Source organism: Lentzea waywayandensis, assembly GCF_900115955.1.
Classification (GTDB): Bacteria; Actinomycetota; Actinomycetes; order Mycobacteriales; family Pseudonocardiaceae; genus Lentzea; species Lentzea waywayandensis.
Genome location: NZ_FOYL01000004.1, coordinates 252,795 through 276,168, shown reverse-complemented (window position 1 = coordinate 276,168; position 23,374 = coordinate 252,795). Strand labels below are relative to the sequence as shown.

Annotated in this window: 24 protein-coding genes and 1 pseudogene; 18 read left to right on the top strand and 7 right to left on the bottom strand. The window is 68.8% G+C overall.

The genetic code is table 11. From position 1 onward, the window contains the following. Nucleotides 1-27 precede the first annotated feature (27 nt). Nucleotides 28-1,232, top strand: a pseudogene (locus tag BM417_RS47805) (MFS transporter); the annotation flags it as partial. Further along, the gene (locus BM417_RS47800; protein WP_407656157.1) at nucleotides 1,221-2,108 is read left to right on the top strand and encodes a TolB family protein; all 888 of its coding nucleotides are present in this window, start codon (nucleotides 1,221-1,223) and stop codon (nucleotides 2,106-2,108) included. The pseudogene BM417_RS47805 and the gene BM417_RS47800, both read left to right, overlap by 12 nt. Nucleotide 2,109: 1 nt before the next feature. Here BM417_RS47800 and leuA read toward each other — a convergent pair whose 3' ends face one another. After that, nucleotides 2,110-3,933, bottom strand: a complete 1,824-nt coding sequence (gene leuA / locus BM417_RS16985) for a 2-isopropylmalate synthase (RefSeq protein ID WP_093594508.1) — start codon at nucleotides 3,931-3,933, stop codon at nucleotides 2,110-2,112. 727 nt (nucleotides 3,934-4,660) lie between these two features. Here leuA and BM417_RS16980 point away from each other — a divergent pair. The 3 genes from BM417_RS16980 to BM417_RS16970 are packed head-to-tail and all read left to right on the top strand — an operon-like array spanning nucleotide 4,661 to nucleotide 5,773. After that, on the top strand, nucleotides 4,661-4,957 hold the full coding sequence (locus BM417_RS16980) for a hypothetical protein (protein WP_093594505.1): 297 nt from the start codon (nucleotides 4,661-4,663) through the stop codon (nucleotides 4,955-4,957). Nucleotides 4,958-4,975: 18 nt separating this feature from the next. Beyond that, complete coding sequence (locus BM417_RS16975) at nucleotides 4,976-5,263, top strand: YggT family protein (protein ID WP_093594502.1); 288 nt, start codon at nucleotides 4,976-4,978, stop codon at nucleotides 5,261-5,263. A 9-nt stretch (nucleotides 5,264-5,272) separates the two neighbouring features. Continuing rightward, nucleotides 5,273-5,773, top strand: coding sequence for an NUDIX domain-containing protein (locus BM417_RS16970; RefSeq protein WP_093594499.1), 501 nt, complete (start codon nucleotides 5,273-5,275; stop codon nucleotides 5,771-5,773). Here the strand turns inward: BM417_RS16970 and BM417_RS16965 are convergent. Next, a complete protein-coding gene (locus BM417_RS16965; protein WP_093594496.1) occupies nucleotides 5,759-6,319 on the bottom strand; it encodes a nitroreductase family protein in 561 nt (186 codons plus the stop codon). The genes BM417_RS16970 and BM417_RS16965 overlap by 15 nt on opposite strands. Then, nucleotides 6,319-7,542, bottom strand: a complete 1,224-nt coding sequence (locus BM417_RS16960) for a hypothetical protein (RefSeq protein ID WP_245821961.1) — start codon at nucleotides 7,540-7,542, stop codon at nucleotides 6,319-6,321. The genes BM417_RS16965 and BM417_RS16960 overlap by 1 nt, the downstream gene beginning before the upstream one ends. Before the next feature lie 104 nt (nucleotides 7,543-7,646). On the opposite strand from BM417_RS16960, the gene BM417_RS16955 reads away from it, so the two are divergent. Genes BM417_RS16955 through BM417_RS16920 form a run of 8 tightly spaced genes read left to right on the top strand, consistent with a single transcriptional unit; the run spans nucleotide 7,647 to nucleotide 16,244 of the window. After that, nucleotides 7,647-8,912 carry an aspartate kinase gene (locus tag BM417_RS16955; RefSeq protein WP_093594493.1) on the top strand — a complete coding sequence of 422 codons (1,266 nt, stop codon included), beginning with the start codon at nucleotides 7,647-7,649 and terminating at the stop codon, nucleotides 8,910-8,912. Then, on the top strand, nucleotides 8,909-9,973 hold the full coding sequence (locus BM417_RS16950; RefSeq protein WP_093594490.1) for an aspartate-semialdehyde dehydrogenase: 1,065 nt from the start codon (nucleotides 8,909-8,911) through the stop codon (nucleotides 9,971-9,973). Before BM417_RS16955 ends, BM417_RS16950 begins: the two co-directional genes overlap by 4 nt. 43 nt (nucleotides 9,974-10,016) lie before the next feature. Then, on the top strand, nucleotides 10,017-10,580 hold the full coding sequence (locus BM417_RS16945; RefSeq protein WP_093594487.1) for a hypothetical protein: 564 nt from the start codon (nucleotides 10,017-10,019) through the stop codon (nucleotides 10,578-10,580). Next, nucleotides 10,577-12,049, top strand: coding sequence for an ADP-ribosylglycohydrolase family protein (locus BM417_RS16940; RefSeq protein WP_143138678.1), 1,473 nt, complete (start codon nucleotides 10,577-10,579; stop codon nucleotides 12,047-12,049). Before BM417_RS16945 ends, BM417_RS16940 begins: the two co-directional genes overlap by 4 nt. Before the next feature lie 10 nt (nucleotides 12,050-12,059). After that, nucleotides 12,060-12,440: a class I SAM-dependent methyltransferase gene (locus BM417_RS16935; RefSeq protein ID WP_093594481.1), complete on the top strand. Its 381-nt coding sequence runs from the start codon at nucleotides 12,060-12,062 to the stop codon at nucleotides 12,438-12,440. Further along, a complete protein-coding gene (locus BM417_RS16930; RefSeq protein ID WP_093594478.1) occupies nucleotides 12,437-13,843 on the top strand; it encodes a gluconokinase in 1,407 nt (468 codons plus the stop codon). The genes BM417_RS16935 and BM417_RS16930 overlap by 4 nt, the downstream gene beginning before the upstream one ends. Nucleotides 13,844-13,881: 38 nt before the next feature. Further along, a complete protein-coding gene (locus BM417_RS16925) occupies nucleotides 13,882-15,072 on the top strand; it encodes an MFS transporter (protein ID WP_093594475.1) in 1,191 nt (396 codons plus the stop codon). Beyond that, nucleotides 15,069-16,244, top strand: coding sequence for an MFS transporter (locus tag BM417_RS16920; protein ID WP_093594472.1), 1,176 nt, complete (start codon nucleotides 15,069-15,071; stop codon nucleotides 16,242-16,244). Before BM417_RS16925 ends, BM417_RS16920 begins: the two co-directional genes overlap by 4 nt. Here the strand turns inward: BM417_RS16920 and BM417_RS16915 are convergent. Further along, nucleotides 16,220-17,272, bottom strand: a complete 1,053-nt coding sequence (locus BM417_RS16915) for an alpha/beta hydrolase (protein WP_093594469.1) — start codon at nucleotides 17,270-17,272, stop codon at nucleotides 16,220-16,222. The genes BM417_RS16920 and BM417_RS16915 overlap by 25 nt on opposite strands. A gap of 65 nt (nucleotides 17,273-17,337) precedes the next feature. On the opposite strand from BM417_RS16915, the gene BM417_RS16910 reads away from it, so the two are divergent. The 3 genes from BM417_RS16910 (at nucleotide 17,338) to BM417_RS16900 (ending at nucleotide 18,913) form a co-directional block, all read left to right on the top strand. Continuing rightward, nucleotides 17,338-17,913 carry an NADPH-dependent FMN reductase gene (locus tag BM417_RS16910; protein WP_093594466.1) on the top strand — a complete coding sequence of 192 codons (576 nt, stop codon included), beginning with the start codon at nucleotides 17,338-17,340 and terminating at the stop codon, nucleotides 17,911-17,913. Nucleotides 17,914-17,997: 84 nt separating this feature from the next. Further along, a complete protein-coding gene (locus BM417_RS16905; RefSeq protein WP_030477612.1) occupies nucleotides 17,998-18,420 on the top strand; it encodes an organic hydroperoxide resistance protein in 423 nt (140 codons plus the stop codon). A 16-nt stretch (nucleotides 18,421-18,436) separates the two neighbouring features. Beyond that, nucleotides 18,437-18,913, top strand: a complete 477-nt coding sequence (locus tag BM417_RS16900; RefSeq protein ID WP_093594463.1) for a Dps family protein — start codon at nucleotides 18,437-18,439, stop codon at nucleotides 18,911-18,913. 4 nt (nucleotides 18,914-18,917) lie between these two features. Here BM417_RS16900 and BM417_RS16895 read toward each other — a convergent pair whose 3' ends face one another. Beyond that, nucleotides 18,918-19,868, bottom strand: coding sequence for a hypothetical protein (locus BM417_RS16895; RefSeq protein ID WP_093594460.1), 951 nt, complete (start codon nucleotides 19,866-19,868; stop codon nucleotides 18,918-18,920). A gap of 188 nt (nucleotides 19,869-20,056) precedes the next feature. Further along, the gene (locus tag BM417_RS16890) at nucleotides 20,057-21,868 is read right to left on the bottom strand and encodes a S9 family peptidase (protein ID WP_245821960.1); all 1,812 of its coding nucleotides are present in this window, start codon (nucleotides 21,866-21,868) and stop codon (nucleotides 20,057-20,059) included. 43 nt (nucleotides 21,869-21,911) lie between these two features. Between BM417_RS16890 and BM417_RS47795 the strand changes: the two genes are divergently transcribed. Further along, the gene (locus tag BM417_RS47795) at nucleotides 21,912-22,544 is read left to right on the top strand and encodes a hypothetical protein (protein WP_177320466.1); all 633 of its coding nucleotides are present in this window, start codon (nucleotides 21,912-21,914) and stop codon (nucleotides 22,542-22,544) included. Nucleotides 22,545-22,604: 60 nt separating this feature from the next. Continuing rightward, on the top strand, nucleotides 22,605-23,084 hold the full coding sequence (locus tag BM417_RS16880) for a GAF domain-containing protein (RefSeq protein WP_093594455.1): 480 nt from the start codon (nucleotides 22,605-22,607) through the stop codon (nucleotides 23,082-23,084). Here the strand turns inward: BM417_RS16880 and BM417_RS16875 are convergent. Continuing rightward, a complete protein-coding gene (locus BM417_RS16875) occupies nucleotides 23,077-23,373 on the bottom strand; it encodes an antibiotic biosynthesis monooxygenase family protein (protein ID WP_093594453.1) in 297 nt (98 codons plus the stop codon). The two genes, BM417_RS16880 and BM417_RS16875, sit on opposite strands and share 8 nt — an antisense overlap. Nucleotide 23,374: the final 1 nt, after the last annotated feature.

The following is a 23,374-nucleotide window of genomic DNA, read 5'->3' as shown; positions in this document are numbered from 1 at the left end:
GTGTTCGGCTGTTGATCGGAGGCCGTCGTGTACATCGCAACAGCTAGACAAGCTCCGGCGGCGGGTGGGACCGGCAGGATCGCGGGGAACGTACTCGCGTTGGGCGCGGTGTCCCTGCTCACGGACGTCTCGTCCGAGATGGTCACCGCCATCCTGCCGCTGTACCTGGTGCTGGGGCTGGGGTTCTCCCCACTGCAGTTCGGTGTGCTCGACGGCATCTACACCGGTGTGACGGCACTGGTTCGCGTTGTGGGCGGTCACGCGGCGGACCGCTGGCAACGGCGCAAGTTCGTGGCCGGACTCGGGTACGGGATCTCGGCGCTGGGCAAGCTCGGCCTGCTCGCCGCCGGGACCTCGGCCACCGCGATGGGGCTCGTGCTGGCCGGGGACCGGACCGGCAAGGGCTTGCGCACCGCGCCGAGGGACGCGCTGATCACGTTGAGCAGCGAGCCCTCGGCGCTCGGACGGGCCTTCGGTGTCCATCGCGCCATGGACACCGTGGGCGCGTTCCTCGGTCCACTGGTGGCGTTCTGTCTCTTGTGGACGCTCCCGGCGCGCTACGACGTCGTGTTCGTGGTGAGCTTCTGCTTCGCCGCGGTGGGTCTTCTGGTTCTGGTGCTGTTCGTTCGTGATCACCGGGACGTGCTGCCACGCGTCGCGGTGTCGCTGAAGAGCGCGTTCGGTTTGCTGCGATCCAGGCCGTTCCGGCGGGTCTGCCTGGTCGCCTGTGGACTCGGGTTCCTGACGCTGGGCGACGGGTTCATCTACCTGTTGCTGCAGAAGAAACTCGACGTCGACGTCGCTTACATCGCGTTGCTGCCCCTCGGCACGGCCGGCGTGTACCTGCTCGCCGCCGTGCCGCTGGGGTCGCTCGCCGACCGCCTGGGCCGGTGGAAGATCTTCCTGGTCGGTCACCTCGCGCTGCTCGGCGCGTACGTGCTGCTCGCCGGTGTCGGCGGGATTTCCCTGCTCATCGGTGTTCTGGTGCTGCACGGGCTGTTCTACGCCTGTACCGACGGCGTGCTGATGGCCGTTGCCGGGCCGATGATCCCCGACGAGCTGCGCACGTCCGGTCTGGCCCTGCTGCAGACCGGACAGGTGCTCGCCCGCGCCACCTCGTCCGTTCTCTTCGGTGCTCTTTGGACGTGGTTCGCTTGGTGAGGATCCTGATCGTCATCGCCGCCGTGATCGCGCTGGGCGCGGGCGCCACCGCCTACGCCCTGCGCGCTCCGGAGGAGGTTTCCGTTGCCGTGGAACAGGGCCCGGTCGAACTCTCGGCCGGGCGGCTGATGTTCGTGGACGAGGTGAGCGGCAGGGTGGCGTCGGTGCCGCTGACCGACCCGGCCGGTCCGCGCCGGGTCAGTTCGTTGTCCTGCAAGCGGTTCTACACCGCGGCACGGCAGGGGCTGTGTCTCGCGGACCGCTCCGGCCCGTTCCCGGGGTCCGTCGCGATCTTCGTCGACCAGTCGCTGACGGAGACGCACCGCATCGACGTCGCAGGCGTGCCGAACCGCGCGAAGCTGTCGCCGGACGGGCGCATGGCGTCCTGGACGACCTTCGTCACCGGCGACTCGTACGCGCAGACCGGTGCTTTCTCCACCCGCACGGGCATCTACGACCGGGAGACGCTGCTGTACCAGAGCAACATGGAGGGCACGCGGATCGCCGGCATGAAGCGGGCGGAGGACATGAACTTCTGGGGCGTGACGTTCACCGGCGACGATCGCTCCTTCTACGCGACGCTGTCCACCGGGGGCAAGACCTATCTGATCAACGGCGACGCGGTCGACATCTCAGCGAAGACGGTGCGGGAGAACGCCGAATGCCCGTCGCTCTCGCCGGACGGCAGGCGCGTGGCGTTCAAGAAGCGCGTGTCCGGCGACGGCGCGCGGCCGTGGCGCCAGCACGTGCTGGACCTGACCACGATGGTGGAGACACCGCTGGCCGAGACCCGCGGGATCGACGACCAGGTCGTGTGGCTCGACAACGACACCATCGCCTACGGCCTGCCGGGTGAGGGCATCTGGGCCGTGCAGGCGAACGGGGAGGGCGCGCCGCGGCAACTGGTGCCGCACGCGTCCTCCCCGTCGCTGGTTATCCCAGAATGATCTAACGCTGTGCTCGGTTGATCGCCGACACGATCGCGCGGAACGACGCGGCGACCGTCGAGCTGTCGATGCCGACGCCCCACAGGACGCGGTCGCCCACCGCGCACTCGACGTAGGCGGCGGCGCGGGCGTCGTCACCGGCGGACAGCGCGTGCTCGGCGTAGTCCAGCACCCGCACGTCGTAGCCCACCGAGGCGAGCCCGTCGACGAAGGCCGCGATCGGACCGTTGCCCGACCCGGTGATCTCCTGCTCGTCGCCGTCGATCAGCAGCGTCGCGGTGATCTCCTCGCGGCCGCTGCCGTCCGACGACGCCCTGTGCTTGAGCAGGTACAGCGGCGCCCGGCCGTGCAGGTACTCGTCGGCGAAGGCGTCCCACATCTCCTTCGGGTTGATCTCGCCGCCCTGCGTGTCGGTGACCTCCTGGATCACCTTCGAGAACTCGATCTGCAGGCGCCGCGGCAGGTCGAGGTGGTGCTCCTGCTTCATCAGGTACGCCACGCCGCCCTTGCCGGACTGCGAGTTGACCCGGATGACGGCCTCGTAGTTGCGGCCGACGTCCTTCGGGTCGATCGGCAGGTACGGGACCTCCCACAGGAAGTCGTCGACGTGCTGACCGGCCTCCTTGGCATCGGCCTCCAGGGCCTCGAAGCCCTTCTTGATCGCGTCCTGGTGGGAACCGGAGAACGCGGTGAAGACCAGGTCGCCGCCGTACGGGTGGCGCTCGGGGACGGGCAGCTGGTTGCAGTACTCGACGGTGCGCCGGACCTCGTCGATGTCGGAGAAGTCGATCTGCGGGTCGATGCCCTGGCTGAACATGTTCATGGCCAGCGTGACCAGGCAGACGTTGCCGGTGCGCTCACCGTTGCCGAACAGACAGCCCTCGATGCGGTCCGCCCCGGCCAGGTAACCCAGCTCGGCGGCAGCGACACCCGTGCCGCGGTCGTTGTGCGGGTGCAGGCTCAGGATGATCGACTCGCGGTTGTCGAGGTTCCGCGACATCCACTCGATCGAGTCGGCGTAGACGTTCGGCGTGGCCATCTCGACGGTGGCCGGCAGGTTGATGATCAGCGGCTTCTCGGGCGTGGGCTGGATGACCGCCTGGACGGCGTTGCAGACTTCCAGGGCGTAGGACAGCTCGGTGCCCGTGTAGGACTCAGGGCTGTACTCGTAGCGGAAGTCGGTCTCCGGGTAGTCCTGCTCCTGCTGCTTGGCGAACTTCGCGGCCTCGGTCGCGATCTTCTTGATGCCGTCGCGGTCCGAGCGGAAGACCACCCGGCGCTGCAGGATCGACGTCGAGTTGTAGAAGTGGACGATCGCCTTGTTCGCGCCCCTGAGCGACTCGAAGGTGCGGGCGATCAGCTCCTCGCGGCACTGGGTCAGGACCTGGATCGTCACGTCGTCCGGAACCGCGCCGTCCTCGATGATCTCCCTGACGAAGTCGAAGTCCGTCTGGGACGCCGCCGGGAAGCCGACCTCGATCTCCTTGAAGCCCATGCGGACCAGCAGGTCGAACATCTTGCGCTTGCGGGCGGGGGACATCGGGTCGATCAGGGCCTGGTTGCCGTCCCGCAGGTCCACCGCGCACCACAGCGGAGCCGTCTCGATCTTCTTCGCCGGCCAGGTGCGGTCGGGGACGTCGATGACCTCCACCAGCTCGTTGAACGGGCGGTAGCGGTGGAAAGGCATGCTGCTGCCCAGTTGGCGGTTCCAGGACTGCTGCGTGTCCGGGGCCGGGCGGGAGGGCTTGCGGATTCGGCTGGTGCCCGAGGTGTAGGCGTCAGCCGACTCGTACGCGGTGGTGGTGAAGGCCTCGTTCGAGGTCATGATCTCTGTGCTCCTGCGGGTCGTTTACGGGAACGACCGGCGGCAACGCTGAGGCCCGCGACGGGGGGCCGGTCTGATCAGACCCCGTCACGGCAGCGAAGCAGGAGGGAACGCCACACGTCGGACAGAGTAGCCACAGATCGGGGTGGGATGGAACTCAGGGACCGGATCGTGGGATAGCCGGGCGTGTTGGTTGGGGTGGGCGTGTCGGTTGGGTGGGCGCGTGGGTTGGGTGGGCGCGTGGGTTGGGTGGGGCGTCCCCCTGTTGCGTTGGCGGCTGCCTGTTGCGTCGTCCGTAGGTGGTCGCCTTGCGTGCGTCTGTGGCGGCTGATTCCTGGGGCTCCGCCCCAGACCCCGCCAATCTGATCCAAAGCCGGGGTCTACGCCGTGCGTGGGTTGATGGCACGCCTGGTGCGTTGGGCGGAGTTGCGTTGCGTAGTGGGGCGCGTTGGTGGGGTGGCTTCGTCACGAGTCGAGCCAAGAGCGGGCCACATCAGGGAAGGGGTGTCAAACGGACGAAGAGCGTGTCCGTTTGACACCCCTTCCCTGATGCAGCAAGAGCTGTGGCACGACTCGTGACGAAGCCACCCCACCCGGACCGCTCGGTAAGGACGGCTCGCCTTCGGCATCGCGGTGGGCTGGGAGCGGTTGATACGGGCAGGTCACGATTGCTGAAGAAGGTCAGTTAGCAAGTTTTGACGCGCGCGTACCCGGGAAAAGTTCATGTATGTCCAGATTACGTACCACCAGTGGCCGCGGCACGGCTTCCCGCGTGATCAGCGGCATCGGCGCGCTCTTCGCCTTCATCGAAGTGCTGTACATCCTGATGATCGTGTTGGGCGCGAACCCCACGAACGCGTTCTTCAAGTTCATCCAGTCCTTGGCCGAGCCTCTCGCCCTGTTCTTCCCTGGGCTCTTCAACACTGGCAACTACAACCTCGACGTCTTCCTCAACTACGGTCTTGCCGCCGTGTTCTGGCTGGTCGTGACCGGATTGCTCGCGCGTGCGGTGTCACGCTACTGAGTAGTAGATTCCGGCGGTATGCGGACGCGTGTGGTCGGTATCGCCGCCGGAGTTGTCAGTTGGGTCGGCCTCGCGCTGGCGGTCGTGCTCGTCGTTCACGTCGTGCTCACCGTCGGCGGGGCCAACCCGGACAACCCCATCACCAGCACGGTCAAGTCCCTGGCGGAGCCGTTGGCGCTCGCGTTCAGGGACCTCTTCTCGCCCGCGGACGCCAAGTTGCGAGTGATCGTCAACTTCGGGCTGGCCGCCCTGTTCTGGCTGGCCGTTCGAGCGATCGTCATTAAACTCGTGAGGCGCCTGAACTAGGTTCGAAGCATGGCGCGCGACGACTTCTGCAACAGCTGTGGCTCTCAGTACGCCGACACGGCCGCGTACCCGCGTAGGTGCGCCAGTTGTGGGCACATGGTGTGGGCGAACCCATCGCCGGTCGTGGTGTTGCTCGTCCCGGTGAAGGACGGGCCGCGGACCGGGCTGCTCACCGTGCGGCGGGCGATTCCTCCGGTCGGGGAGCTGGCGTTCGTCAGCGGGTTCATGGATCGCGGTGAGTCCTGGCAGCAGAGTGCTGTGCGTGAGCTCGAGGAAGAAGCGGGCGTGCGCATTCCGCCGGACGACCTGCGGCCGTTGCACTTCGTGTCCACGCCGGACGGGGGGACGGTGCTGATGTTCGCCACCGCGCCCGCGATCAACGCCGAGGACATGCCGCCGTTCGTGCCCAACGACGAGGCTTCCGAGCGGGCGATCATCTTCGAGTGCGTGCCGTTGGCGTTTCCGCTGCACAACGACGTCGCGACCAAGTACTTCTCAACTGAACTCTGACTGGCCCCAGGTGCCGGTGAAGACCGTTTCGGACAGCGGCAGGCGTCGGCGTTCCCGCTGTTCGCGGGCCTGAAGGTCCTCCGGCAGGGCGGACAGGTCGCCCTGCCGTCCGAGTGCCATGGCGACCAGCGGACGGACGTCGCCGGGCATGCCGAAGGCGGCGTGCGCGGCTGCCTTGTCGAAGCCGCCCATCATGTGCGCGATCAGGCCCAGGTCGACGGCCTGAAGCGCCATGTTCTCCATGGCCAGGCCCAGTCCGAACTCGATGTTCGGGATGTCGCCGCGGTCGTCGGCGGTGATCACGCAGCCGATCAGCAGGACCGAGGCGCGGGGCGCCCAGGTCTTGTTGCCGCGCGTCAGGGTCTCGACGATCGCGTCGAACGTCGGCGTGCCCCGTCGGCCCGCCACGAAGCGGGCCGGTTGGCTGTTGCCGTGCGACGGCGCCCAGCGGCCCGCCTCCAGCACGGTGCGGAGTTCAGAGTCGGAAACCGTTGCGTCGGCGGAGAAGGCGCGAGGGCTCCAGCGCTTCGAGATCAGCTCGTTCATCAGATCGCATACTGCCAAACGGCCAGGGAGTAGGCGCCGAACCAGGCGCTGAACAGCGTCGCCATGCCCAGGACGGTGAGGACCGTGGACGGACGGCGGCGCGCGAGGACCAGGGCCAGGGGGAGCAGCAGGGTGAAGGCGGGGAGCAGGAGACGGGCCTTCGAGTTCATCAGGCCGTTCGAGCCGAGGTCCATGGCCAGGACACCCAGGCCGTAGACGATCAGCGGCCACTCCAGGCGGCGCTGGAAGGCGTAGAAGACCAGGACGATCGCCAACGCCAGCAGCCAGACCGTGCCGGTCTCGAGGATCGAGCGCGGGTTGCCGAGGTGCCCCCAGGCGAAGTCCCAGGTGGCCGCGCCGCCGTCGAACTTCGAGCCCCAGCCGCGTTGCTGCACGCCGAACCAGCCCATGAGGTCGCCGGTGCGGACGGCCACCCAGCCGAGATAGCCGAGCAGGCCGAGGGGAGCGACCAGACCGCCGACCCAGGCCCGCCAGTCCTTCCGGTCGGCGATCACCGCGACCAATGCGGCCAGGCCGACCGCCGCGATCAGCGCCGCCGCGGTCGGGCGGACCAGGCCTGCCGCCGCGCAGCAGACGCCGGCGAGGATCCAGCGCTTCTTGACCACGCCCACGAGGGCCCAGACGGCGAACGCGCAGAACGTCGCCTCGGAGTAGGTCATCGAGAGCACGACGGACATCGGGGACGCGGCGAAGAGCGTCACGAAGATCAGGCCCGTGCGGTTCGAGCCGTCGCGGACCACGCGGCCGAGGACGAACAGGCCGTAGGCGCAGAAGACGCCGCTGATCAGGCTGACCGCGAAGGCCGCGCCGACCACGTCCACGCCCGGCAGGCCGTCGACCCACCTGATCAACGCCGGGTAGCCGGGGAAGAACGCGAGCGGGGTCTCGGCGGTGCGGTGGCCGAACGCGTCGTACGGGGGTGACGGGACGCCGTTGTAGCCGCCTGACGCGATGCCGAGGAACCAGTCGCCGTCCCACGACTTCAGGTTGTCGACGGAGGTGTCGGCCTTGCCGGTGAGCTTGTTCTGGTACTCGACGACCAGTTGCAGCACGAACAGACCGACCTGGCGAATGATCAGGTAGATGAGCGCGGGAGCCGTCCAGAGCACGGCCGGATGTCTGAGCGCTTCGGCCGTCCGTGAGCGCGCACTGCTCTCCTGCACGGCTGCTGGGGCCTCCACGACATCGGCACTCGACGACACCCGGACAGAGTAGTCACGCGCATCACGGCTCCAGAGTCTCACCAGGTGGTCCGGGTAGGCTGCCTTCGACGTGGGGTTTTAGTCGCGCGAAGGAGGTCAGGTCGGTGGCGCTCGTCGTCCAGAAGTACGGCGGTTCATCGGTTGGAAGCGCCGAGCGGATCAAACGCGTGGCCGAGCGCATCGTCGCGACCAAGAAGGCGGGGAACGACGTCGTTGTCGTCGTGTCCGCCATGGGTGACACGACTGATGAACTGCTCGATCTCGCCCGCCAGGTCTCGCCGGTGCCGCCCGCGCGTGAGCTCGACATGCTTCTCACCTCGGGTGAGCGCATCTCGATGTCACTGCTCGCGATGGCGATCAACTCGCTCGGTGCCGAGGCGCGCTCCTACACGGGCTCGCAGGCCGGCGTGATCACGACTTCGGTGCACGGCAAAGCGCGGATCATCGACGTGACGCCGAGCCGGATCCAGGACGCGACGTCCGAGGGGGCCATCGCGATCGTCGCGGGCTTCCAGGGCGTCTCCCAGGACTCGAAGGAGATCACGACGCTCGGCCGTGGCGGCAGCGACACCACAGCGGTGGCGCTCGCGGCCGCGACCAAGGCCGACGTGTGCGAGATCTACACCGACGTGGACGGCGTCTACACCGCCGACCCGCGCATCGTGCCGAACGCGAAGAAACTCGACACGATCACGTACGAGGAAATGCTCGAGATGGCCGCCTGTGGCGCCAAGGTGCTGATGCTCCGCTGCGTGGAGTACGCCCGGCGCTACAACGTCCCCGTGCACGTCCGCTCTTCGTTCAGCAACAAGACCGGAACCATCGTGTCCGGTTCAGTGGAGGACCTTCCCGTGGAACAGGCGATGATCACCGGCGTCGCGCACGACCGGTCCGAGGCCAAAATCACCGTGACGGCAGTTCCCGACCACCCCGGCATCGCGGCCAAGATCTTCCGCGTCGTGGCGCAGGCGGAGCTCGACATCGACATGGTCGTGCAGAACGTGTCGCAGGCCGCGTCCGGCCGCACCGACATCACGTTCACGCTGGCCAAGGTCGACGGCCCGCGCGCCGTGGCGGCACTGGAGAAGTCCCGCGGCGAGATCGGGTTCGACCAGGTCCTCTACGACGAGCACGTCGGCAAGGTGTCGCTGATCGGCGCGGGCATGCGCTCGCACCCCGGCGTCACGGCGACGTTCTGCGAGGCGCTGGCCACGGCCGGCGTCAACATCGACATCATCTCCACCTCGGAGATCCGCATCTCGGTCATCTGCCGCGACACCCAGCTCGACGACGCCGTCCGTGCCCTGCACGACGCGTTCGACCTGGGCACCGACGAAGAGGCCGTCGTTTACGCAGGGACTGGACGATGAGTGCGCCCGTTCTCGCGCTGGTTGGCGCGACCGGTGCCGTCGGCACCGTGATGATCGACATCATCAACACCCGTTCGTCCGTGCCGTGGGGCGAGATCAGGCTGATCGCGTCCCCGCGCTCGGCGGGCAAGAAGATCAACGTGCGTGGCCAGGACGTCACGGTCATCGCGCTCTCGCCCGAGGCGTTCGACGGCGTCGACATCGCGATGTTCGACGTGCCGGACGAGGTCTCCGCCGAGTGGGCCCCGATCGCCGCCGAGCGCGGTGCCGTCGCGATCGACAACTCCGGCGCGTTCCGGATGGACGCCGACGTGCCGCTGGTCGTGCCCGAGGTGAACGCGGACAAGATCAACGACCGTCCGCGCGGCATCATCGCGAACCCGAACTGCACGACGCTGTCGATGATGGCGTCGCTGGGTGCCCTGCACCGCGAGTTCGAGCTCAAGGAACTCGTCGTGGCCTCCTACCAGGCCGCTTCCGGTGCCGGCCAGTCCGGCATCGACCGCCTGTACGCCGAGATCTCGGCGCTGGCGGGCAAGGAGGCCGGTGTCTCGGCGGGCGACGTGGCGCAGGCGCTGTCCGCCGCCGGTCTGTCCGCTGAGGACTCGCCGTTCCCGGCTCCGCTGGTGCTGAACGTGGTGCCGTGGGCCGGTTCGCTCAAGGACGGCGGCTGGTCGTCCGAGGAGCTGAAGGTCCGCAACGAGGCCCGCAAGATCCTCGGCATCCCGGACCTGAAGGTCTCCGCGACCTGCGTCCGCGTCCCGGTCGTCACGACCCACTCGCTGTCCGTCCACGCGACGTTCGCCCGCGAGATCACGGTCGAGGCCGCGCACAAGATCTTCGAGTCGCAGCCGACGATCGTGCTGGTCGACGACCCGGCCGCGCAGAAGTTCCCGACGCCCGCGGACACCGTGGGCGAGGACCCGACGTACGTGGGCCGCGTGCGTCAGGCGCTGGACTTCCCGAACACGCTGGACTTCTTCGTGTGCGGTGACAACCTGCGCAAGGGTGCGGCACTGAACACCTACGAGGTCGCGGAAGAGCTCGCGAAGCGCCTTTGATCATCGCTCCTGTCGCCGTCGGGCCCGGTAGGGTCTGACGGCGATGGGGGAGATCGAGTGGATCAGGCCGCCCCGCCTCGCAGAGGTCGTGGCCGCCTATCAGGGTTTCGCTTTCGGCGCGGGTGTCCGAACAGGACTCGTCGGCCAGCTGGCCGCGTGTTCGGCGGAGGACCCGGCCGCCGCGCTGGCGCAGTGGGCGGCGGAGCCCGCCGTCCAGCCCGACCTGGTGTCCCGGCAGAGCGCCCGGGACCTGGTCAAGAACAGTTATCGCGGCACGATCAGGTCGCAGGGGCCCGGCGCGTTGATCTGGGCGCTGCCCGCCGCCGCGCAACGGCTCGACGCGGACCGGATCCGCGAGCTGGTGGCGCTCACCCACGGCCCGGACTCCGCGGCCGCCGACGCCGTGATCATGCTGGCCTCGCACCTCTTCACGTCGTCGAAGCTCGACCCGCCGGACGCCGATCCCTTCACCGCCGCCGGCGCGTTGGCGCAGGCCGTTCGTGGTGAGGGCCGCGGGGTGGCGCAGGCCATCGCGGGTGCGCTGGAGGGCGGGCCCGAGCACGACGTCCGGCTCGTCGCCGAAGAGCTGTACCGGAGGTCGTGGTGAGGGCGTTGGCTCCGATGGAGCAGCTCCTGCACGAGCACGAAGACGACGTGAACGGCTTCGGGCACCACGCCGCGCACGGTGAGCTGCTCATTCCCGGCGAAGTCCTGATGAGCGACCGCGAGGTCCTCGAGGTCTACACGGACGAGTCACGGCTGCCCGCGGGCGTCGAGCAGTGGATCCGCCTGCCGTTGCACACGGTCCTGAGCAGGCTCGTCGCGAGCAAGCCGAAGCTGCACTTCAACCCGGGCCTGCCGTTCGAGGCCGAGTTCGACTTCGTGGAGCTGGCCGACGCCGCCGCACAGCACATGCGGATCTGCGGGTGCGCGGAACGGCCGACCGCCACGAGGGAGGCGAGCCGCTGGGTCGACGGCGAGGGCCGCAGGTTCTTCGTGGTGCCGCACAGGGACAGCTCGCGGTTGCGCGGGTGCCTGATCGGGGGCGCGATCGGTGACGCGCTCGGTGCGAACACCGAGAACCTGCCGATGGAGGTCGTCTACGAACGCCACGGGCCGGACGGCATCACCGATCTGCCCGAGAAGCCGGACATCACCGACGACACGCAGATGACGCTGTTCACGTTCGAGGCGATGATCAGGTCGCACGTGCGGCAGCGGATCACCGGCGAGCGCGAGATCACCGGCATCACCCAGAACGCGTACCAGCGTTGGCTGCACACGCAGAAAACGCCGTGGGACAAGGCCCGTGGCGTTCATTCCACTGTGGATGAGCCGGACGGCTGGCTCATCTCGCACCAGGAGCTCTTCCGGATGCGGGCGCCCGGACTCACGTGCACGAGCGCGTTGCAGGAGTACGCCCGCACCGGCGAGCAGGCCACGATCACCAAGCCGGTCAACAACTCCAAGGGCTGCGGCGGCGTCATGCGGGTCGCGCCGGTCGCGCTCGCCGACGACGATCCGGCCGTCGTGTTCGCGCTGGCGGCGGCCAACGCGGCGCTGACGCACGGCCACCCGAGCGGTTACCTGTCGGCGGGTGTGTTCGCCGTTCTGGTGCACCAACTGTTGCGCGGCAAGGACGTGACGGACGCGCTGGAAGTCGCCGTCGACTCACTCGTCCGGCGCGAAGGCCACGAGGAGGTAGTCGCGGGCATCGAGCACGCCCTCGAACTGGCGGATCTCGGCTCACCGAGCGTGGCGCGGGTCGAGGAACTGGGCCGTGGCGGCGTCGGCGACACGGCGCTCGCAATCGCGTTGTACTCGGTGCTGGTCACCGACGATCCGAACGACGCGTTGCTGCTCTCGGTCAACCACGGCGGCGACAACGACTCGACGGCGTCGATGTGCGGCAACCTCGCCGGCGCGTTGCACGGCGTCGAGAAGATCCGCCCGGACTGGGTCGAGCGCGTGCAGTTCCGGGAGGTCGTCGACCGGATGGTGGCGGACTGGGAACTGGAGACGAGCCCCGCCGCGCCGGTGGGACAGGAGTGGTTCGTCCGGTATCCGCCGTCCTAGGGTGAGTCGTATGGCGGAGAGCGACGAGCAGTACGATGCGCTGGGTGCGATCTACGAGCGCGCCAAGCACATCCCGACCGGACTGGCCGAGCGCTCGACGTTGCTCACCGCTTTCGGTGACCTGCGCGGGAAGTCGGTGCTGGATGTGGCCCGCGGCACCGGGTTCTACGTCAGGCACTTCCACGACCTCGGTGCCGCGAAGGTCGTCGGCGTCGGCTCGGCCGGCGAGATGATCGGCTACGCGGACGGCGCGCTGACCCGAGCGGGCCTGGCCGAGGTGACGCGGCAGCCCGCGGTCACGCCGGACGACGAACGCGGCGAGGAGTTCTGGGGCCCGTCGCGGAAGTCCCCGAGCTTCGGTGTCTTCACGGCCGTGCGAGCCGCAGCATGATCGTTCTCGCGGTGGACCTCGGCACCACGGCTACCAAGGTCGTCGCGGTCGACGCGCAGGCTCGCGTCGTCGCCTCGACCGAACGCGCCTATCCCATGCGCACCAGCGGTCTCGAAGCCACGCACGACCCGAAGCAGGTGCTCGACGCCGCGCTCGACGCACTGCGTGAGCTGGCTTCTGAGGACGTTCGTGCGATCGCGTTGACCGGTGCGATGCACTCGATCATGGGCCTGGACGCCGGCCTGACGCCGGTCACGGACGCCCTGAGCTGGGCCGACAACCGCGCGGTCGAGCAGACCGAACGGTTGCGCGGCACGGAGGAGGGTCGTGCGCTGCACCAGGCGACCGGCGCGCCGATCCACTCGTTCACGCCGCTGATGAAGCTCGCCTGGTTCCACGAGAACGGCGTCCGCGCCGCGAAGTGGTGCGAGATCAAGGACTTCGTGCACCTGCACCTGACCGGTGAGCTGATCAACGAGCACTCGTCCGGCTCCGGCACGGGCCTGATGAACATCCACACCCTGCAGTGGCACGAGCCGTCGCTGGAGTTCGCGGGCGTCACCGCGGATCAGCTGCCGCCGTTGGTCGAGCCGACCCACTCGACGCCGTTGACCGCCGAGATCCCAGGACTGCGGCCCGGCATTCCCGTGATCGTCGGCGGTGGCGACGGGCCGTTGGGCAACCTCGGCGTCGGCGCGGCGACTCCGGGAGCCGGTGCGGTCTCGCTCGGCACGTCGGGCGCGCTCCGCGTGGCGCAGCAGGGACCCGGTGTCGACGAGGAAGGCCGCACCTTCAGTTACGCCATCGGCGAGGGCCTTTGGGTTCGTGGTGGAGCGATCAGCAACGGCGGCGTGGTCGCCCAGTGGGCCGCGGAGACGTTCAACGTCCCGGTCGGTGAGCTGCTCTCCCAGGCAGCCGACGTCGACTCGGACGGGCTCGTCGCGCTGCCGTACCTGCTGGGCGAGCGAGCGCCGTGGTGGGACCCGACCGCGCACGCCGCGTTGCTCGGCCTCCGGCGCGAACACACGCCTGCGCAGATCACCAAGGCACTGGTCGAGGGTGTGTGTCAGCAGTTGGCGCTCGTGCTCGACGCCGTGCCGCAGGTCGACTCGTTGCGGATCACCGGCGGTGCGTTCCGCGCTCCGATCTGGGCCCAGACGCTGGCGAACACGCTCGGCATGCCATTGCACCTCACCGAGGACAGCGGCGGTTCGGCCGTCGGCGCGGCGCTGCTGGCGTGGCGGGCGCTGGGCGAGATCGAGTCGCTGACCGTCGACCTCGTGCAGCCGACGCAGACGATCACACCGGACGAGGACGCCATCGAGAGGTACGCGAACGCACGGCCGTTCGTGGTGAAGGCGTACCGAGCCCTGGAAGAGCTGTACGCGGACTCACATCGTTAGCAAAGAAAACCTTTTGCCATCCACGTGAGGATGGCTGTGTGGACCTCGCCCCCTTCAAGCACGTGCTGATGCTGCCCAGAGTCCGTCCGTTCGCACTGCTGATGTTCTTCGCGAGGATGCCTCCGGCGGCGACCGGCGTGATCCTGACGCTGCACGTCGCGGTCACGCTGGACAGGGGCTACGGCGCGGCGGGCCTGGTCGGGGCGGCGGGCACGATCGGCATGGGGCTGGGCGCTCCGCTGATGGGCAGGCTGATCGACGCGCGCGGCCTGCGGTCGATGCTCGCGCTGAGCGTCACGGCCTCGGCGGCGTTCTGGCTGACGGCGCCGCTGATGGGCTACTGGACGTTGCTGGTGACGTCGTTCTGCGTCGGGCTGCTCGGCGTGCCGATGATGTCGATCGGACGGCAGGTCATCACCGCGCTCGTGCCGGAGAGCCGGCGCCGGGTCGCGTTGTCGGTGGACTCGATCTCGGTCGAGCTGTCGTTCATGGGCGGGCCCGCGCTCGGGGTGGTCGTCGCGACGAAGTTCTCCACGAACGCCGCACTGCTGTTCATCGGCGTCTCGATCCTGGTCGCCGGCGCGCTCCTGTACTGGGCGAACCCGCCGATGGTGCACGAGGACGAGATCGTCGACGGGCCGCAGCCGAGGATCTTCGAGTGGATGCGCGGACGGATCGTCGGCGTGCTCGCCGTGTGTGTCGGTGCGACCGTGTGCCTCGGGGGCATGGAGGTCTCGGCGATCGCGTCGATGGAGCACATCGGCCAGCAGAGCTGGCTCGGCGTGGTGTTCTTCGCGATGTGCGCGGCGTCGATCGTGGGCGGGTTGGTCTACGGCGGCGTGAAGAGGGTGCCCAGTGTGCTCGTGTTGCTGGTGCTCATGGCCGCTCTGGAGATTCCGGTGGGCCTGGGCGACGGCAACGTGCTGCTGCTGTGCCTGCTCCTCGTGCCGATGAACCTCATGTGCGCTCCGTTGATCGCGGCGTCAGGTGAGCACATCAGCAAGCTCGCGCCGCCCACCGCACGTGGGCTGGCGCTGGGCTTGCAGGGGTCGGCGTTCACCGTGGGCAACGCGATCGGCCAGCCGCTCGCCGGCGTCGCGGTCGACCGGGGTGGTGCTCCGGCGGGGTTCGCGATCGTCGGCGTGGCCGGGCTGCTGGTCGCGGGCGTCGCCTGGCTGCTTGCCCGGCAGAGCAAACCGGTTGCCACCGGGGTGACGATGTCCTCGTGAACCTCGCCCCGTTCAAGTCGGTCCTGGCGCTGCCGGGGGTTCGTCCCCTGATGCTGCTGATGCTGTTCGCCAGGATTCCCCCGACGGCGGCGGGCGTCACGGTGACGCTGCACGTCGTCACCACGCTCGACAAGGGCTACGCGGCGGCCGGCACGGTGGGTTTCGCGACCATGATCGGCCTCGGTCTCGGGTCGCCGTTGATGGGCAAGCTGGTCGACAGCAGAGGCCTTCGGTTCGTGCTGATGCTCAGCCTGCTCGAAGGCGCGTTCTGGCTGACGGCGCCGCTGATGGACTACTACGTCCTGCTCGTGCTGGCGTTCGCCAACGGGCTCGTGGCGGTACCGGTGATGTCGATCGGACGGCAGGCGCTCACCGCGATCGTGCCCGAACCCCAGCGCAGGCCCGCGTTCTCGCTGGACTCGATCTCGGTCGAGCTGTCGTTCATGGTCGGGCCCGCGGCGGGCGTGCTGATCGCGACGAAGTTCTCCACCGGCACGGCGCTCGTCGTGATCGGTCTGGCGATCCTGACCGCGAGCGCGGTGCTGTTCGTCGTGAACCCGGTGCTGCTGCACGAGGACGACGTCGTCGAGGGGTCGCCTCCTCGGTTGCGGGAGTGGCTGCGCGGACCGATGATCGCCGCGTTGATCATCCCGTTCGGCGCCACGATGGTGTTGTCCGGCATGGAGATCTCGGCGATCGCCTCACTGGAGCGCACGGGCCAGCAGAGCTGGCTCGGGCTGATCTTCTTCGTGATGTGCGCCGCGTCGGCCCTCGGCGGGCTCTTCTACGGCAGCCTCAAACGAGTGCCCGGCGGCGTGTTCCTGCTGGCGTGCATGGCGTTGCTGGAGATACCGGTCGGCCTCGGCGACGGCAGCGTGTTGCTGCTGGCGCTCGCGTTGATCCCGATGAACCTGGCGTGCGCGCCGACCATCACGGCCTCGTCCGAACTGATCGCCAAGAGCGCGCCGCCGTCCGCGCGCGGGCTGGCGCTGGGACTGCAGGGCTCCGCGTTCACGTTCGGCGTTGCCGCTGGTCAGCCGTTGGCGGGGCTCGCCGTGGACCACAGCGGGCCCCCGCTCGGCTTCGTCGTCGCCGGGCTCGCCGGCCTGGTGGTGGCCGGCGTCGGCTGGGTGTTGGCGCGGCAGCGTCAGGCGGTCTCGGCCACGTCCTGAGCGGAGTTGGCCAGCGCGAGGCCGGTCCGCAGCGCGCCCACGGCCTCGGACACGGCCTCGCGGAAGATCCCGCCGACGCCGAGCACGTTCGCGAAGCCGTGGAACAGGCCCTCGTGCCTGCGCAGCACCACCGGCACACCCTCGGCGGCCAGCCGTTCCGCGAAGGCCTCGCCCTCGTCGCGCAACGGGTCGTAGCCCGCGGTCGCGATGTAGGTCGGGGGCAGGCCCGACAGGTCCTCGGCCAGCATGATCGACAGGCGCGGGTCGTGACGGTCCTTGCCCCCGGCCGTGTACTGGTCGAGGAACCAGTCCATCTTCTCGTCGGTCAGGAAGAACCCGTTGCCGAAGATCTCGCGCGACCGGCGGCGCACCGACGCGTCCACGCCGGGGTAGAAGAGCAGCAGGAACGCCAGGTCGATCTCGGCGGCGTGCGCGGTCACCGCGGCGAGGTTGCCGCCCGCGCTGTCACCGCCGAGCGCGATCCGCTTCGGGTCGATGCCCAGGTCCTCGGCCTTGGCGATGGCGTAGCGCAGCACCTCGGCGGCGTCGTCGGCCGCGGTCGGGAACGGGGCCTCCGGGGCGAGCCGGTAGTCGGCCGCGAGCAGGCGGACACCCGCTTCCCTCGCGAGGAACCGGCACAGGTTGTCGTGGCTGTCGAGGCTTCCGGTCACCCAGCCGCCACCGTGATAGAAGATCAACAACGGTGAGCCCTCGGCAAGACCGTCCGGCGTGTAGAGACGCCCGGCGAACTCCCCGATCGTGAGCTCCCTCGCACCCACCCCGGTGATCTTCGGGCCGGCCACGAGCTTCGAACTCAACTCCAGATCCAGTCGGCTCTCGGATGCTGTCTTCGTGCGCCACTCCGTCCCGGACAGTTGCTGGAGCCTGAGCAGCAACTGCGCCTCGGGATGCAGGTCCTGGCCGTCCAGACGGATCGGACTGCCGGCGATGAGGCGGCGCACAGGGCCGGGGAGACCGAACGCGAAGCGCAGAGCACCGGCCATCACGGCCGCCTGGAAGTTCGACATGTGTTGCAGGTTACTCGCGAGTAGTGCTGGATCTCCAGGTATCTGGAGGTGGAAGGATCGTTGTCATGACGGTGACGGTGGTGGGCATCGGGGGCTCGATCAGGTCCGACTCGCAGTCCGAGCGGGCGCTGCGGGTGGCTCTGGAGGGCGCTCGCGAGCTTGGTGCGCAGACGATCCAGTACAGCGGCCCTGACCTGGTGCTTCCGTTCTACGACCCGTCGGTGCCGGACCGCACGGACGTCGCCATGAGGATGGTCGAGGACCTGCGCAGGTGCGACGGCGTGATCGTCGTGTCGCCCGGCTACCACGGCACCGTGTCCGGCCTGGTCAAGAACGCCCTCGACTACATCGAGGACCTGCGCGACGACGAACGCCCGTACCTCGACGGCCGGGCGGTCGGCACCATCACCGCCGCGTACGGCTGGCAGGCTGCGGTGAACACGCTCGCGGCGGTGCGCTCGATCGTGCACGCGCTGCGCGGCTGGCCGACGCCGCTGGGTTCCGCGATCAACTCCGCGCAGGTCAAGTTCGACGGCGACGGTGCCTGCTCGGACGCCGACGTCGACCGGAACCTCCGGGTGATCGGCCGTCAGGTCGCCGAGTTCGCGCTGCGTCAGACGTCTCAGTTGGACGTGAACTGAGTCACGACGGGGCATTTGAGTCGTGCGCGATGCGTTCTCCCTCAGTGAAAGGCTTCAAAGCCCACTGACTCAAGGGAGAGCGGAATGGAAGCGCTGTACACGGCTGAGGCGACTGCTTACGGCGAAGGCCGCAACGGCGAGGTTCGCTCGTCCGACGGTGTGATCGACGAGGTCCTGTCGATCCCCAAGGAGATGGGCGGCCCCGGCGGCGACGCGACCAACCCGGAGCAGCTGTTCGCGGCCGGTTACTCGGCTTGCTTCAACTCCGCCATCGCAGCCGTCGCGCGCGCCGGGAAGATTCAGGTCGCTTCTTCTGAGGTAACCGCCAAGGTGGGGATCGGCTCCAACGGCACCGGCGGCTTCCAGCTCGCCGTCGAGCTCGCGGTGAAGATCCCCGGACTCGACCAGGCGGTCGCGGAGAAGCTCGTCGAGCAGGCCCACCAGGTCTGCCCGTACTCCAACGCGACGCGCGGCAACATCGAGGTGGCGCTCACCGTCACCGTCTGAGGAGGCGCGTTTCACCATGGCCAAGAACCCGATCACCAGCCCACTGGCTGACGCCGACCGCGACGCGGTGGGCAAGATCCTGCAGGCGACGCTCGTAGACCTCGTCGACCTGTCCCTGATCGGGAAACAGGCGCACTGGAACGTGATCGGCAAGAACTTCCGCAGCGTCCACCTTCAGCTCGACGAACTGGTCGTCCTGGCACGCAACGCCGCCGACCAGGTAGCCGAGCGAGCGGCCGCTCTCGGCGTCACGCCGAACGGCACGGCGAAGACCATCGCCGCGTCGTCCGGCGTACCCGAGATCGCGTCCGGCTGGCTGAAGGAGGACCAGGTCGTCGAGTCGATCACGACTTCACTGGCGTCGCTGATCTCCCGCATGCGCACCCGCATCGACGAGACGGACAAGCCCGACCTCGTCACCCAGGACCTGCTGATCGGCATCACGCAGGAACTGGAGCAGGCGCACTGGATGTGGCAGGCCCAGTCGGCCTGACGGCTCAGAGCATCAGCCGGCGGATGGCCCGTTCCTCGATGGAACGGGCCTCGTCCACTTTGTCCGCCAGTTCGTCGTAGTCGCCGCCGTTCGCGATCTCCGACCAGAGCGCGCCCGACGCCCTGAACTCCTGCGCCCCGGGAAGCCCCGCTTCGGTGAGGAACTCGGCGTAGAGCGGCCGCGTGGCTCCGGGCGCGGTGTACTCGACCTCCAGGCCGTCGTGCAGCCGTTGCTTCACGAACCCGGGGTCGTCGGCCCAGCGCCGGGCCCAGCCCTTCTTCCCCTTGTCGCGCAACTGCTCCGCGAGCTTACTCATGCCGGAGAAGCCGAAGTTCACGTCGAAGTTGTTGCCCAGCACCGGCCCGGTGAGGTGCTCGCACGTCATCCGCACGGCCGCGGCGACGTCCGGCTCGCCTGTCCGTTCACCGATGCTGATCATCTCGTGCTTGCCCTGACCCCAGCTCGTCATGAACTCGGCGAGCGGCTGCACGTTCGTCCCGTGGTTGTGCACGGTGACCGTGTCACCGTCCGTTCCCAGCACCCCGACCGGATGCTTCTCCTTGCCCAGCAAGCAGATCACCGGCCCGTCGGCATCGCGGAGCTGCTTTTCGGCCTTGCGTGCCGAGGTGGTGCTGGTGACGTCGTGCGCGATGTTCGCGTGCATCAGCGCAGTCGGGATGAACGGCGCGGGGTGGTGCCGCGCGACGATCGTCATGGTCGGCGTGTGGCCCTTGTACTCGAACACGAAGTACATGAACCCGATGCCCCCGGCGAGCCCAGCGAGCATCGCCTCGGACCACTCGTCGTCGAGCACCTCCCGCAGCAGCCAGGAGTCGTGCATCTGCCCGGTGGGCCGCGCGTCTTTCAGCACGTGCCTGCGGGCGGTGGTGTAGGACTCGCCGGTGCGCTCCATCCGGGCGCGAACCAGGCGCTTGAACGACTTCTGCTCGGTCATGGCGTGCCTTTCGCGGACGCGCTGGAGCCGTTCCCCACGCCTCGCTCTGCTCGTCCGGGCTGCGTTCGTGCACACGACAGACACGACTGACCGGCGCCGGGAGGACAGGAGTCCCCTTTGCCTCCGCGACGCCGGTCAGCGTGGGTGACCGATCAGGAGGTGAGGCGCTCGGCAGCGCCGTCACCAGGTTACTTCGTGATGTGCCGCCTTGCGAAGTCCACCTCGGCCGCCGTCTGACGGATCGTCTCGGCGACGACCAGCGAGCCGTGGCCCGCGTCGTAGCGGTACATCTCGTAGGCGTGGTCGCGGGCCGCGAGCGCGTCGAGGTAGTTGTCGATCTGCCTGATCGGGCAGCGCGGGTCGTTCTCGCCGGCGAGGATCAGCACCGGAGCGGTGACCTGGTCGACGTACGTGAGCGGCGAGCACTCCTTGTACAGCTCGGGCAGTTCCTCCGGGGAGCCGCCGAACAGCGCGCGGTCGAACGCCCGCAGCGGTTCCATCTCGTCCTCGTAGGCGGCGAAGTAGTCCGCCACCGGGACGCCCGCGACGCCGACGGTCCAGCGTTCCGGCTGGGTGCCGATGCCGAGCAGGGTCAGGTAGCCGCCCCACGATGCGCCGTTGAGGACCGACTTCGAGGGGTCGGTGAGCCCGGACTCGACCGCCCAGTCGTGCACGGCGGCGATGTCCTCGAGTTCGGTGATGCCCGGCCGGCCCTCGATGGCGTCACGCCACTTCGAGCCGTAGCCGCTGGAGCCGCGGTAGTTCACGTGCACAGTGGCGAACCCGGCGTCCAGCCAGACCGCGCGGTAGGCGGAGAAGCGGTCCTCGTCGGAGGAGTGCGGGCCGCCGTGGATCAGGAAGACCGTCGGGAACGGGCCCTCGCCTTCCGGCTTCGAGACCAGCGCGTGCACGTCGCCGACGAACACGTCCTCCAACGGCGCGGACGTCGCGGGCTTGGCGCCGGCGGGCTCGACCAGCACGCGCTCGGTGCCGTCGGTGGCCAGCGCGCGGATGACCGTGGACCTCTCGGCGGACGACCACGAGTACTCGATCGTGCCGTCCGGCCGCACGCCCGCCGAGCCGATCACACCGGGCGCGGTGTCCAGAGTGGACAGCTCGCCGGTCGCGAGGTCGTAGCGGTGCGCGGTGTTGCGGGCGTGGTGGGTGTGCACGATCAGCAACGCGGACGCGTCCGGGTACCAGTCGGCGGAGACCTCACCCGGCAGGTCGAGGACGATCTCCTGCTCGGTGCCGGCGGCGACGTCCCAGATCAGCAGCTCCTCGCGGCCACGGCGCTCGTGCAGCACCAGCAGCCGCTGGTCGCCGTGCACCGGGCTGAACGAGATGGCGTCGAGGCCCTTGCCCTTGCCGTCCCACTTCTCGGCGATCGTCTCGCCGTTCTCCGCCTTGAGCGCGCGCAGGGCCATGTGCCGGTTGTCGCCGTGCTCGGAGTGCGCGATCACGACGATCGACTCGTCCTTGGACAGCGCGGTGACGCCGGCGTCGTTGACGTGCTGGTAGAGCACCTCGCTCTTGCCGTTGCGCGCCAACCACACCGTGGTGCCGTCGTCGGTCGACGCCGCCACCGCCGTGACGGTGCGGCCGATCTCCAGACCCGCCGGGTAGCCGGGCGTCACGTCGGCGACCGCGGGCTCCGCCTTGCTGCCGTCGGCCTTGAACGGCTCGCACACCCAGACGCCGAACTCGTCGCCGTCGTGGTCGTCGAACCACCAGATCTCGGTGCCGTCCGGGTTCAGCGTGGCGTGCGACGTGCCGTTCGGGCGGTCGGTGACCTTGCGGTGCTCGTCCGTCGCGCGGTCCCAGGAGTAGATCTCCCACACGCCGCTCGCGTTGGAGACGTACAGGGTGCGGTCCGGTGCGTCGTCGGCCCATCCGGGCAGGCTCATGCGGGGAGCGGTGAACCGCTCACGCCACCGGGTCTCGGCGGCCGGGTCCTCGAAGAGCTGTTCCGGAATGTCGGGAGAAGGGTGCGTGGTCACGGTTCAACACTAGAGTCAGTGGTCGGTTCTAGGGGGATTCCACATGACACAACCACCACAGTGGGGTGGGCCACCGCACCGCCCGCCGCCACCACCTGGTCACGGGCACCACCAGCCACCGCAGCAGCACCGGCCCCCGCCACCCCAGCAGTGGCCCCAGCCAGGCCCGCCACCCCAGCAGTGGCCGCGGCAGGGCCCTCCGTTCCAGCCCGGCCCGCCGCCCGGCTGGCTGCCGCCGAAGCCGTCGCAACTCACCCTGCTCGCGATCCTGAACTGGATCCTGGCCGTCGGCATGCTGGTGATCGCGGCCTTCGTGATCATGAGCTTCCTGATGTCCGGCGGCACGCTGCTGGTCGGCATCCTGCTCGCCGCCGTGATCGCGGGCTTCGGCCTGCTGAACGCGCTCGGCGCGCTGTCGGTCAACCACCCGCACTTCCCGAACACGGTCGCCTCGCAGATGGCAGGCGGGTTCACGGGGCTGGTGCTGCTGGTGGCGCTGATCCGCTCGGTGCGCCGCGGCGTCGCCGAACTGGTGCCCACGATGGGGTCGGCCGTCCTGCTGGCGCTGTGCGTGCTGAGCCTCGTACTGGCGACCCGTCCGGCCGTGAAGCGGTGGATTGTCGCAAAGCACCAGCAATCTTTGTCACAAGGTCACCGACCGAGGAACCGCCGCTGACCAGTTGAATCGAGTCAGAGATTCTAGGTGCGGGGGTCCCGCGAGAGTTAACGTTGATGCATGTCCGAAACAATGGATCGCCTCGCCGGGGCCGCCACGTTGGAGGAAGTGCAACGCATCGTCCGCACCACGGCCAGGTCTTCGCTGGTAGCGCACGGTGCGACGCTGGTGCTGCTCGACGGCGACCTCTGCTACTACGCCGACGAGGACTCGATGAGCCCGCTGTGGAAGGGCCAGCGCTTCCCCGCCGTGAACTGCATCAGCGGGTGGGCGATGTTGAATCGTCGAACCGTGGCGATCAGGGACATTCGCTTCGATTCGAGGATTCCTCAGGAAGCGTATCGGCCGACCTTTGTGCGAAGCCTGCTGATGGCCCCGATCCTGCGCCCGGAACCACTCGGCGCCATCGGCTGCTACTGGGCCGTCCCGCACACCGCGACCCCGGCCGAGACCGAAACGCTGGAGTCACTGGCCCACGCCGCCGGCGAGGCGCTGGAACGCTTCCCGGAAGGCCTGCCCGCACGGGGCTTCATCAACTGACGTCCTGGAAGTGCCGCAGCGTCAACGGCCGCTGCAGGTACTCGTCCTCGTCCGGGAACGTCACCGGATCGGTGCGCCATCCGGGCCCCGCGTAGTTCTCCAGGGCCTGCTCGTCCCGCCACCGGCTCACGTACTGCACGCGCCGCGGGTCGTCGAGCTCGACGAGCACCTCGTGCCCCACAAGCCCGTCGTAGATCTCGGGAAACGACCCGACGAGATCCCGCACCCGTGCGACGAACTCCTGCTCCCGGCCTGGCTTCACCAGAGCCTCCGACACCCGCGTAAGCATG